Raw genomic sequence first — 12,407 nt, 5'->3', positions numbered from 1 at the left:
TCTTCATTCAATATCTATATGATATAAAATTAAACAAAATCTAAAAGTACTATTATTTCTTTAAGTTCACCCTGTTTTTCCTATTAAAAAATTTATATATAACTTAAATTTTTCTTACTTTACTTCCTCTTGCTGATTGAATATAATTTGGTTCAACACTGCATATAAAGTACAATTTTTTATTTTACAGTTTACATAAGGAGGGATTTAATTAATGAATGGATTCGAATTGTATAATACCACTCGACTAGTATTTGGAGAAGGTAAAGTTAATCAACTTGGAGAACTAACTAAACCTTTTGGTCAAAGAGTTTTACTTGTTTATGGTGGAGGCAGCATTAAAAAGTCTGGTCTCTATGATCAAGTAAAACAACAACTTTCTCTAATTGGAGCAATAGTTCAAGAGCTGTCAGGCATTGAACCCAATCCAAGATTAACTACAGTAAATGAAGGAATTCGTATTTGTCGAGAAAAAGACATTCAATTCATTTTGGCTGTAGGTGGAGGTAGTGTTATTGATGCAGCAAAAGCTATAGCAGCTGGCGCGCTATATGATGGAGACGTTTGGGACTTTACTATTCGTAAAGCAACTATCACTCAAGCTCTTCCTATTGGTACGATTTTAACTTTAGCAGCTACTGGATCAGAAATGAATGGTGGATCTGTTATAACAAACTTGGAAACAAAACAAAAACGAACAATGGGTAGTAAATTACTATATCCAAAGTTCTCTATTGTTGATCCTACACTTACTTTCACAGTACCAGTAAATCAAACAGTTAACGGTATCATCGACATTATGTCACATGTATTTGAACAATATTTTAGTCAAACACCAAGCACTCCTATACAAGATCGATTTGCTGAGGGCATCTTGTTAACGGTTATTGAAAATGGAGAAAAAGCAATAGCAAATGGTAACGACTATGATTCTAGAGCAAATCTTCTTCTTTCAGGTACTTATGCAATGAATGGCATACTACCAATAGGTGTCACAGCTGATTGGGCTACTCATGTTATTGAGCATGAAGTAAGTGCTATTTATGACATCCCGCATGGTGAAGGTCTGTCTATTTTCTTCCCGAATTGGATGAAGTTTGTTTATAAAGAACGTATTGATAAATTTGTGCAATTTGCAACACGTGTATGGAATGTAAGTCCAGAAGGAAAGACGGACGATGAGATTGCTTTAGAAGGAATTGAAGCCACTCGTTCATACTTTAAACGCATTGGATCACCTATTACTCTTCAAGAAGTAGGTATTAACGATGAGCATTTTGAACGTATGGCTGATGAAGCAACTCAATTCGGAGACATCGGAAACTTTAAAAAACTTTCTAAAGAAGACGTATTAAGTATCTTAAAAGCAAGTTTATAATAGCTAAATCTATTACCTATATTAAATGACTTGAGAAACAATCTTTTTTATATTGGATGTTTTGTTTTTGTTGTGGATATTTTTTTTCCTTACTAGAGTCTTTATACAAGGGTTTTAAATATGGCTGAAATTCAGAGAGATTTTAAAAGTAATTTTATTTTGGATAGTATTTGATATAATGGTTGGTTCTGACTCGAATAAGGTTTAGTTCAATTTTTATTTTTTTAACTAGAGATGCATCTTTTATAAGGAATTATGTGCATGTTATTCAACTTACGGGTGCAATAGCGCCGATCAGCGGTAAGCGGGAATTAGGCATTCCCACTGTAAATGATAAATTAGGGTAGATGTCAGTAAAATATAAAGTTATATAAAAAAAGTTAGTCATTTGGATTTATGATTGCCAAAAGCAGGTGGTCTTCCCAGTTGCCATTTATTTTAACATTGCTCCTAGAGATGCCTTCTTTTTCAAAACCTGCTTTTTCTAAAACTCTAATGGAACCAATATTATGAGGCATCACACCAGCTTCAATTCTATGTAATTGAAGAGTAGTAAATGCATAGTCTATAACAAGCTTTACTGCTTCTGTGGCGTAGCCTTTACCATTATGTTCTTTGCTTAAACTGTAACCGATCATAGCACTCTGTGATGCACCTCGAAAAATTCGGAAGAGTCCAATCGTTCCTATAAGTTCATCATTCTCGTTCTTAAAAATTCCAAAATTATAATCAATATCTTTTTTTTCCTTTTCTAATCTTTTCTCCATTAAATCTTTTTGAAAATCTATCGTGTAAAAGTCAGAAGAACGTTCCGGGGAATATAATTGAAAAAAATCTTGATTCAGCTTTTCTAGCACAAGTAAATCATCAACGTCATTTAATGTAAGCAACCTAAGATATATATTCTTGCCATTTTGCATATGTCATTTCGCTCCATTATGTAAATTTATATTCAATGCTTTATGGCCCATTATATCATCGTATTTTGAATTTTGCGAAACAAAAAGAATAGTAGTGTCTATCTCCTATATATCTCCTTTGAAGACTAAAATTCTAATGTAATGATTTATTCCTTCATGTCTTTTATTTCTTATATAACTCATTTTATCTGTAGTTCTATTTCTATATATTGAAGAAACATATAATTATCAGATCACATCAAAACGAGCACTTATATACCATGTTTATGGTATTGCGTTGATGTCCTTCTTTCGTAGGACATCAAGTTCGTGAAGCGTCTATAAAACTCGCTATCGCTCCTGTTGGTAAAGGAAAGAGGTGTATCGAGTGGCCATCTACCATTTTTCAAATCAGATCATATCAAGAAGAAAACAGCAAAATGCGATTGCATCTGCTGCCTACCGTTCTGGAGAAAAACTGTTGGATGAAAGAACAAATGAGATTAAGTTTTACAAACGAAAAGTGAAGCCGGTTACTCATATTCTTGCACCAAGTCATGCACCTGAATGGGTTTATAATCGCCAGCAATTGTGGAACGAAGTAGAGAAAAAAGAAAAGCAATGGAATGCGCAGCTCGCTCGTGAAATCAATGTAGCCTTACCAAATGAATTGACTCATGATCAACAGGAGCAATTGGCCATCGAATTTTGCCAAGACATCTTTGTAGATGAAGGAATGGTTTGTGATCTTGCGCTTCATCGTGATGATGAGAACAATCCCCATTTTCATGTTCTGCTAACGATTCGTCCGTTTAAGGAAGACGGTACATGGGGGAATAAGCAAGTAAAAGTAAAAGAATTTGTAAATGGGAAAGAACAAATAAAAGCCGTACACACACCTGATTGGAACACGAAAAAAAAACTATTTTATTGGCGAGAACAGTGGGCGGTCTATGCTAACCGCTTTCTTGAGATGAACGGTTTTTCAGAAAGAATCACGCACCTATCCCATAAAGACAGGGATCTTTTAACACTTCCCACCATTCATGAAGGTTTTGTAGCTAGAGATATGAAAAGAAAAGGGAAGCGTTCAGACCGAATACAAATAAATACTGAGCGAAAAGATTACAATAATGTCTTGGTCGAGCTTGAGATAGTGAAAAAGGAAAAAAGGATTAAAGAACAGAAAGATCAGTTCATTCGCCGGTTTACTCCTAAGGAAAAGAAACAGTTAAAGGATGCGGCGAAAGTTTTAAGAATATTTTTAAATCAAGAAAGCGTTCAAACTAGAAAAGCTCAATTGGATAAATGGAGCACACGACTTGAGTTTAGTTCTGAATCAGTGGATACCTTAAAAAAATTAAACAGAATTCAAAGAGAAAGAGAGATAGTAGACAAAGTAGAGACTATTTTGGAGACAGAAGCGAATCGTTTTTTGAATCACTATTATTCAAATGTTGATACTAACTCATTTTCGAAAGAACAAAAAATGGAGATTGTGGAAGCGACAATTGCTCGGAATAAACTTTTAAGTGATGACGATATTCAATTTGTATGTACGGAGCTGGAGAAAAATCAAATTGAAAGAGAACTCCATTTATTATTAAATCACAGACCGCAATTTGTGCTAGGAATAAAAAGTGAAATCTTACAAGCAACACAAAAGTTTGATGAAATAAGAAGGCGTCATCAAATTGATTTTAGCGATCCATCTACTATACAAAAATTTCCGCAAAATATTTTAAACCATATGCAGTTTTTACTGCAGCGAAAAAAAGAAATGGAAGCTTCTTTAGAGCTCATGAATCAGCTTTATCGCCACCAGTTAGATGAAATGTATCCTCATTGGGCAGGGCGTCATTATTTAACACTTGAAGAAAAAGAATATTTTGTGATGGCAAAAGAGTACTATGGAAATACAATTACTCCTGATGATATTTCCAACCCTTGAACAACGGCATAAACAAAAGAAAAAAAGAAGACAGCATGGCCTAGATACAAGATGAAACAGGGGTAGTTCATGTAAAACTCATCTAAAGTGAATCCGTATTATAAAGATTTTCAAAACAAACGGTATATTTCATCCTGTTGTGGGATGAACAGGCAGGGATTTGTTTTTGTTAAAGATACACTGACTGTCAAAAATATGAAGAGCATTTCAACTAAATTAACTTTTGAAGACTGTTTTCGACTAATGAGTGATATGCAGTGAAACACTGAAACTTTTAAGCTAACCGGTGGTATTCACAATGCTGTTCTATGTGAAGTTAGTAGTGTTCCTCCAAGTCGAATGGACATAGGCAGACATTAATGCTTTAGATAAGATATATGGGCACTGTATAAAGAATAATATTAATATGAAAGATAAACTTATTGTTTTTAGCGGTCGGTATATCTTCTGAAATCCTTTTAAAAAGTAGCGAAAATAGGGTGTGGAATCATTCTTTCGAAATCTGCTCCTACTATCTTGCTTTACAGTTGGCTGAACACTTAGGAATTACTACAGTGGGATTCATTCGTAATCAATCTTTAAATGTATAAACAATTCCTGAACGAGTCGGAAAGATTTAAAAAAATATTCAATTTAGTGAATATACCAGCATATTATCTTGGCAATGATGGATTTATTATTCTTTGTTTAAAGATAAATTTACAGAAAGAGGCAATGAAAATGAAGCATACTGAATTGGATCAGCTGAAGCGACCATTAAGGGATTTACGTATTTCTGTGACTGATCGATGTAATTTTCGTTGTCGGTATTGTATGCCCGAAGAAATATTTGGTTCAAATTATCCCTTTTTGCAAAATGATAAAATTTTATCTTTTGATGAAATAGAAAAATTATCACGGATGTTCGTTAATTTAGGAGTGAAAAAACTACGTATTACTGGAGGAGAGCCTTTACTTAGGAAAAATCTTCCCGAGCTTATTGAACGTCTCAACAAAATTGAAGGTGTAGAGGATATTGGATTAACCACAAACGGTTCCTTGCTTAAGAAGTTTTCATGTGATTTATTTAAAGCAGGATTAACTCGTGTAACTGTTAGTTTAGATTCCTTAGACGAAGAGAGCTTTGCATCTTTGAATGGTAATAGGGGGAAAGTGAAAACTGTTCTTGAGGGAATACAAGCTGCTTCGGACGCTGGAATGGAAGTTAAAGTTAACATGGTTGTTCAAAAAGGGAAAAATGAACAGGATATTATTCCTATGGCAAAATATTTTAAAGAAAGGAATCATATACTTCGATTTATAGAATATATGGATGTTGGGAACGTAAATGGGTGGAGACTGAATGAGGTAGTATCTAAGAAAGAGATATTAAATACAATTCATAACGTACTGCCTCTTGAACCAATTGAAGCAAACTATCCTGGTGAAGTAGCAACTCGCTATCGATATCTGAACAGTAATCAGGAAGTGGGAATTATTTCATCTGTAACAGAGACTTTTTGTTCTTCTTGCACAAGAGCAAGAATTTCTGCTGAAGGAAAATTTTATACTTGTCTGTTTGCAACACAAGGTTACGATCTTAGAGAATTGATTCGTTCCAGAAATTCGGATAAGGAAATTACAGATAAGATAAGTTCCATTTGGCAAAATCGTTTAGATCGCTATTCTGAAGGAAGATCAAATCAAACAAAAACCCATTCTAAAAAAATAGAAATGTCACATATAGGTGGATAAAAATTACGATAATAAAAAATTTATTATGAACTGAATAAGCAATTGGTATAGTAGAGCTGAAAAATTCTAATTTTATGGGTTGGATTTTTATTAAATTAGTCCTATAACATTCAATACCATTTTAATTCTAAAAGCCCTTCTCATGTGAGAGGGGTCTTTTAGTGTATTAAAGTTGTACTTATTGAGGAATTTTACTCCTTTTTGCAAACAAATTCAGAAGAATCGATTTTGCTTTAACCAAGTACTTTTCAATTTACTCGAATACTAGATGGGTAGGAATATCTTGATACAATTAGGTAATCCTTCAAACCATTGTTGCAGTTGATTTTTAAAAAGCTAATTTGAATTATTGTCCCTTTTTAAGCACAACATATTATAAGGGATTAAAAATTTGATTACAATATTATTCATAATACATAATATTCTTTGGTCAAAATTACCAAGATATTTCCCTCACCAAATAATATCTTATAAAACCATGGGATATTGGATGGTTCTGGAATAAAGCGGATATCTAGGGTTTAATCATCTAACCCTTAATTTTTTTAATTCCTGAAATCATGGCTCGTTAAATCATAATTGGAATCTGCTCAGGGGTTTGACGTAATAATAATATACGTTAGCAGTAATAAAAGGCTGTGAATGAATATTTTTGTAGAGTTAATTTATTTGAACAGCCACATGAAGTATAAACTTAGTTCTCTTTGTAAAACTAACAAATGTTCAATAAGTAAAAGGAGGAAATTACTTGACTCATTTCACAAATCAACCTACAGGAGAAAGCCGCGTATATAGAACCGGAGAAACAGTCTTGGAATCAGGCCATTACGTAGATGCAGATGGTCAATACGCAGTTCTTCAAAAAGAAGAGTCATTCCCGGCTTGCCCCAAAACTGGAAATTCAGTTACTTGGTCTTTTTGGTTCAGTTATTAGATAACTCTAAGAAGAGAAGCGCTTATGCCTTCTTTTCTTTTTGTTTAGTTAAAATGTATAAATTTTCCAATAAATAAATTGTTGTTTCTAGATAACCGGAAGATTATTTAAATAGAGTAAAGAGAAGGAAAATATAAAACTCCTCTAAAACTGGGGAATTCTAAACATTAAAAAGGTGATACATTCAAATTAAACTATGTATATTACAGAAATAGTACTTCTTTATTTGGATAAAGATAGTTTAGTGCTATTAACAAATAACAAGAGAAAATAGTAACAGGTTCGATTTTGGAGTACAAAAAGTCAATTCACAATAGAATTAGCAACCAAATAAGCATATGAATTAGTAGCTAATTATTTGTTGTTGTATCAATACTTTTAGATGTTTTATAGTCAAAATAACACATCAAATTTTATCGAATATCATTTAAAGGTGTTAAGATAAGATTATAAGTAAAGACAAAGTAGACCCAAATAGTGCAGCACATTTCTTATGACAAATCTAGTGCTGAAATGTTTTAGGCAGATCGCATAGGAAGAGTGCTTTACTTAAAAGTTTTATATCGCAGTATATGCTCTCCTTAATCTCATCGATATTAAAGCATTTTTTGGTTAAAAAAAAAACTGCTAAATTAAAATAGCAGTCAATGTTAAAGCGTCAACGAGTAGAAGAATATCTTGATGGATATTGTTCTTGACCAGGGTATCGCTACAAAATTCGTATTCTAGCAGTAAACGTCCCAGTTCTCTTGCAATGAGTAAATATTCCCATTCACTCATCATAGTGCTGTAGTTCCTCCTTTACATAGGACTCAACACTATGTAAGTTAATACTACCACTATTGGTAAGTAATAACAAATTAATAAATGTTTTTGGATTGGGTCCTACGTAGTTCGTCACTACTGTACAGTATAAAAAGTAAAGCGGAGGAATGCGAATTCCACCGCTTTTTTGCTTGCTAATTTATTGTTAATTACTATGCGATTTGTGTTGTAAATTCATATACGTTTTCGAGTTTTGTACTCCAAAACCGAACCCGTTAAGAAAATAGGAGAGGCTTTTTAAACAGCGTTTCCCCTATCATGCCAAACTCTTATATAAATTTTTCTTCATTATCTTTGAGATGCCTAACCTTAAAACAATTCAAAAAAGTAATATCCTTGATTAACCATGAAATTAACATTCTACTGAAAAGTAGAACTTAGCGAAATAAATATTTTAAATATAAATGCTATTTTGCCTTTTTGATATATATAATCAGCTGGTTCAGATATTTAAATGTTAATACGTATACGAACGATCAACTTTTCTTATGGTAATAAATATATTTCATAATTTGGTGGATCATTTAGTCTTGATTTTTTAAGTCTTCCTTCCTCTACTAATTCCTGTAGTGTATGTTCGACAACATCAATTTCCTCATTAAGTAGATCAGCGACTTTCACAGTTGAAATTGCTGAATACTTGGGTTCTTTAGTTGAAGAGATAATCATGCCATGCACTTGTTTATATAGTTTTTCTTTATCCACGTTTCAGACCTTCTTCCAATAATATTAGAACTATGTTTGAAAATTCATGATTAGATTCGACATGATTAGATTGTTTTATACATTTAAAAAAACAATTAAATATCACTATTAATTTAATAAAAAAGAGAAATTTTAAATTAATAGATTCAGATCCAAGAAATTCATAGTTTGGTTATATGTTGGAGCGCATAATACTATTTCAATTAATGAAGGTGTATTTTGGGGGAAATGATTGTTATGTAAAAATCAAGAGAAGTTTCTTGAATAATTTAATTTGGGATTGTCATTAAACAAAGGGATGAGAAAAGGTTTCTTATCACGCCTGTAGAACTTCCCAGGCCATTTAGTTTAAGTGTTACAATTTTGATTCTATATTTAGTTTTTATTGAAAATATTAAATTTAGGAAGCATGTCTTAACATAAATCCTCCTGGAAATACTTTATGTGCAAATTAAATACTTTGTTAGTTAAAAGGGCATACTTGACATACTTAGAATAATCATGAAATGGAGGGTAAAGCATGAAAGAATCTTCATTTACGGTTCGTATTAATGAAAAGGATATGATAGCTCACCCTGGACAAACTATTTTGGAAGTAGCTCAGGCAAATGAATCGTATATCCCAAGCATTTGTTTCCATCCAAACCTTGGTGCCATTCAAACTTGCGACACCTGTTTTGTAAATGCAGGAGGAAAAATGGTTCGAGCTTGCTCCACAAAAGTAGAGCCTGGGATGAATATTGATACCCTATCCCGAACGGTAAAGGATGCTCAATACGAGGCAATGTCAAGGATATTAAAAAACCACGAATTGTATTGTACAGTATGTGACAATAACAATGGGAATTGTGTTGTTCATAATACAGCGGAATATCTGGAAATTGAACACCAAAAATATTCATTTGAAGCTAAGCCATATTCCACTGACCTTTCCCATCCTTTTTACCGATACGAGCCAGATCAATGTATTTTATGTGGAAGGTGCGTGGAAGCTTGTCAAGATTTACAAGTGAATGAAACACTTTCAATAGATTGGAATCGTGAAAAACCTCGCGTTATCTGGGATAATGATGTACCCATCGATGAATCATCTTGTGTTTCATGTGGACATTGTGTAACGGTTTGTCCATGTAATGCATTAATGGAGAAATCCATGTTAGGGGAAGCTGGTTATTTAACGAAAATTCCTCCAAGAATGTTAGAACCAATGGTCGATTTGACAAAAGAAGTAGAACCAGGTTACAAAGAGATTTTTGCAGTATCTGAGATAGAATCAGCAATGAGAAAGTCTCGAATCAAACGTACAAAGACAGTTTGTACTTATTGCGGTGTAGGATGTAGTTTTGAAGTATGGACAAAAGGTCGCCATATATTAAAAATCGAGCCTTTAGAAGAGTCCCCTGTTAATGGAATTTCAACTTGTGTAAAAGGAAAATGGGGATGGGATTATGTGAACAGCGATGAGCGCTTAACTAAACCTCTCATTCGTAAAGGAGACGAATTTGTAGAATCAAGTTGGGAAGAGGCATATTCATTAATTGTTTCAAAGCTATCTGAGATTAAAGAAAAATATGGTCCTGATTCTATGGGATTCATTGCCTCATCCAAATGTTCAAATGAAGAAAATTTTTTAATCCAAAAATTCGCCCGCGCGGTTATAGGAACTAACAATATTGATAATTGCTCAAGATATTGTCAATCACCTGCTACAGCAGGACTTTTACGCACAGTTGGTATTGGAGGGGATGCTGGAACCATCAAAGATATTGCATCAGCGGGCTTGGTTATTATAGTAGGTGCTAATCCTGCTGAAGGGCACCCAGTTCTTGCAACCCGTATTAAGCGGGCTCATAAACTTCATGGGCAGAAATTGATTGTTGCTGATATCAGGAAGCATGAATTAGCTGAGCGATCTAACCTTTTTATTAAACCTAATCCCAGTACAGATCTCATCTGGATATCTGCTGTGACAAAATATATTATTGATCAAGGATGGCATGACAAGGAATTCTTAAAAAAACATGTAAATGGTGTCGATGATTATATTAAAACATTAGATAAGTACACCTTAGACTATGCTTCAAAAATGACTGGAGTGACTAAAGAAGAACTTATTCAAGTAGCGACGATGATTCATGAAGCTGATGGAACTTGCATTCTTTGGGCTATGGGGGTTACTCAACATAAAGGAGCAACAGATACAAGTACTGCCATTTCGAATTTACTTATCGTAACAGGAAACTATATACGACCAGGAGCAGGAGCTTATCCACTTCGGGGACATAATAACGTTCAAGGGGCTTGTGATTTTGGCACAATGCCTTCATGGTTACCTGGTTATCAAGCAGTTCAAGATGAAGAAGCTCGAAAACGATTTGAAAAGGCATGGAATGTTAAGATACCTAAAGATCCTGGATATGATAATCATGGCATGCTGGAAGGTATTAAAGAAGGTAAAGTAAAGGCGATGTACTTATTTGGTGAAGAAATGTCATTTGTAGATTCGAATGCAAATTTTGTGGATTCTGAACTTGCAGATTTAGAGTTCTTCATTGTACAAGATGTGTTTTTCAGTAAAACTGCACAATTTGCGGATGTAGTTTTACCTGCCTCCCCTAGTCTTGAAAAAGATGGTACCTTTGTAAACACTGAGCGTAGAATTCAAAGATTTTACCAAGTGTTCGAACCACTAGGTGATTCAAAACCAGATTGGCAAATTTTTGTAGAACTTGCGAACCATTTTGGAGCGAATTGGTCTTATAAACATCCAAGTGAAGTTATGGATGAGGCAGCAAGCCTTTGTAATCTTTTTGAGGGTGTAAGCTATGAAAGACTTGAAGGATTTAAAAGTCTACACTGGCCTGTTGCAAAAGATGGTACTGATACTCCACTTCTTTTTCAAGAAGGATTCGGCTTTCCAGATGGGAAAGCAAGACTATTTCCTGTTGAATGGACTCCGCCTTTTGAAGCTGGAAAAGAATATGATTTGCACTTAAATAATGGTCGACTGTTGGAGCATTTCCATGAAGGGAACATGACATACAGATCTCCAGGACTTACACATAAAGTTCCACACCCTTGGCTCGAAGTATCCCCGGAATTAGCAGAGGAGAGAGGTCTCCAAGATGGTAGCTTAGTACGGTTAACGTCACCATATGGCCAAGTAAAAGTAAGAACTATTGTTACAGATCGTGTACAGGGAAAGCAAATATACTTGCCAATGAATACAAGAGAAGACGACGAAGCTGTTAATAAATTGACAAGTAGTTATCATGATTCAGTCACTCATACTCCGGCTTATAAAGAAATGAGCGTAAAGATGGAAGTCCTAGAAAAAACAGGTGAACCACCATTACCTAAGGTAAATCATCGTTTTGGAAATCGTATGCCACAAATCAGTGTACGTGTAGAGGAAAAGTGGAAACGAGATGATTTTACTCAAATCAATGAACTTTATAAAGTAGGAGGTGAGGAGCTTGGCGAAAGCAATCAAGCAAATTAGAAGAGACATTCCTACTGCTGAACAGGTGCAAGAAGAAGCAGTTGCAGATATTTTAAAAGCTTTAGCAGATAATCGGGACGCTGTTATGGAAGCTCTTGCACTTATGGAACAACTACATAAAATAGGTGTTCTAGAAGCGATTAAAGCGCTTATTCAAAACGGTGTTGATGTAGCATTAATAGCTCTTCAACAAATAAATCAGCCTAGCATGTATAATACCATTAAAAATGCAATGAATGCGTTAAGTTTTCTTGGACAAGTTAACCCTGATCAATTACAAATTATGCTTAATGGAGTTGGTAGAGGTCTTGTGAAATTTGGGGAAAATGTCGATAAGCATGAAAAAGCAAGCCTTTGGAAACTTGGAAGTGTTATTCGAAATGATGAAGTGAAGACAGCATTAGTTAATATGATAGGGCTTTTAGAAGGGATGGGTGAAGTGTTTAAAGAAGGGAAACAAGAACTTCATTAGAATGGAG

Annotated in this window: 9 protein-coding genes and 1 pseudogene; 7 read left to right on the top strand and 3 right to left on the bottom strand. The window is 34.1% G+C overall.

The window, feature by feature from the left end:
- Nucleotides 1-214 precede the first annotated feature (214 nt).
- A complete protein-coding gene (locus A5N88_RS22690; RefSeq protein ID WP_066271038.1) occupies nucleotides 215-1,378 on the top strand; it encodes an iron-containing alcohol dehydrogenase in 1,164 nt (387 codons plus the stop codon).
- Nucleotides 1,379-1,758: 380 nt separating this feature from the next.
- Here the strand turns inward: A5N88_RS22690 and A5N88_RS22685 are convergent, their stop codons facing one another.
- A complete protein-coding gene (locus A5N88_RS22685) occupies nucleotides 1,759-2,298 on the bottom strand; it encodes a GNAT family N-acetyltransferase (protein ID WP_066271036.1) in 540 nt (179 codons plus the stop codon).
- A gap of 367 nt (nucleotides 2,299-2,665) precedes the next feature.
- On the opposite strand from A5N88_RS22685, the gene mobQ reads away from it, so the two are divergent.
- The 4 genes and pseudogenes from mobQ to A5N88_RS22670 all read left to right on the top strand — a co-directional run bounded on the left by mobQ (nucleotide 2,666) and on the right by A5N88_RS22670 (nucleotide 6,896).
- Entirely contained in the window at nucleotides 2,666-4,228 is a 1,563-nt protein-coding gene (gene mobQ, locus A5N88_RS22680; protein ID WP_066271030.1) for a MobQ family relaxase, read from the top strand.
- A 56-nt stretch (nucleotides 4,229-4,284) separates the two neighbouring features.
- Nucleotides 4,285-4,818, top strand: a pseudogene (fdhD, locus tag A5N88_RS24550) (formate dehydrogenase accessory sulfurtransferase FdhD); the annotation flags it as partial.
- A 130-nt stretch (nucleotides 4,819-4,948) separates the two neighbouring features.
- Nucleotides 4,949-5,962, top strand: a complete 1,014-nt coding sequence (gene moaA, locus A5N88_RS22675) for a GTP 3',8-cyclase MoaA (protein WP_066271027.1) — start codon at nucleotides 4,949-4,951, stop codon at nucleotides 5,960-5,962.
- 748 nt (nucleotides 5,963-6,710) lie between these two features.
- Nucleotides 6,711-6,896, top strand: a complete 186-nt coding sequence (locus tag A5N88_RS22670) for a hypothetical protein (protein WP_066271022.1) — start codon at nucleotides 6,711-6,713, stop codon at nucleotides 6,894-6,896.
- 627 nt (nucleotides 6,897-7,523) lie between these two features.
- Here A5N88_RS22670 and A5N88_RS25680 read toward each other — a convergent pair.
- Nucleotides 7,524-7,679, bottom strand: coding sequence for a hypothetical protein (locus A5N88_RS25680; protein ID WP_198160380.1), 156 nt, complete (start codon nucleotides 7,677-7,679; stop codon nucleotides 7,524-7,526).
- A gap of 528 nt (nucleotides 7,680-8,207) precedes the next feature.
- Nucleotides 8,208-8,426 carry a hypothetical protein gene (locus tag A5N88_RS22665; protein ID WP_066271020.1) on the bottom strand — a complete coding sequence of 73 codons (219 nt, stop codon included), beginning with the start codon at nucleotides 8,424-8,426 and terminating at the stop codon, nucleotides 8,208-8,210.
- A 520-nt stretch (nucleotides 8,427-8,946) separates the two neighbouring features.
- Between A5N88_RS22665 and fdhF the strand changes: the two genes are divergently transcribed.
- Both fdhF and A5N88_RS22655 read left to right on the top strand, forming a co-directional pair.
- The gene (gene fdhF, locus A5N88_RS22660) at nucleotides 8,947-11,928 is read left to right on the top strand and encodes a formate dehydrogenase subunit alpha (protein WP_066271018.1); all 2,982 of its coding nucleotides are present in this window, start codon (nucleotides 8,947-8,949) and stop codon (nucleotides 11,926-11,928) included.
- Complete coding sequence (locus A5N88_RS22655; protein WP_066271012.1) at nucleotides 11,903-12,400, top strand: DUF1641 domain-containing protein; 498 nt, start codon at nucleotides 11,903-11,905, stop codon at nucleotides 12,398-12,400. Before fdhF ends, A5N88_RS22655 begins: the two co-directional genes overlap by 26 nt.
- Nucleotides 12,401-12,407: the final 7 nt, after the last annotated feature.

The sequence above is a fragment of the Heyndrickxia acidicola genome (genome assembly GCF_001636425.1).
Classification (GTDB): Bacteria; Bacillota; Bacilli; order Bacillales; family Bacillaceae_C; genus Bacillus_AE; species Bacillus_AE acidicola.
The sequence above is the reverse complement of the archived record's forward strand: the minus strand, read 5'-3'. Positions and strand labels throughout refer to the sequence as shown.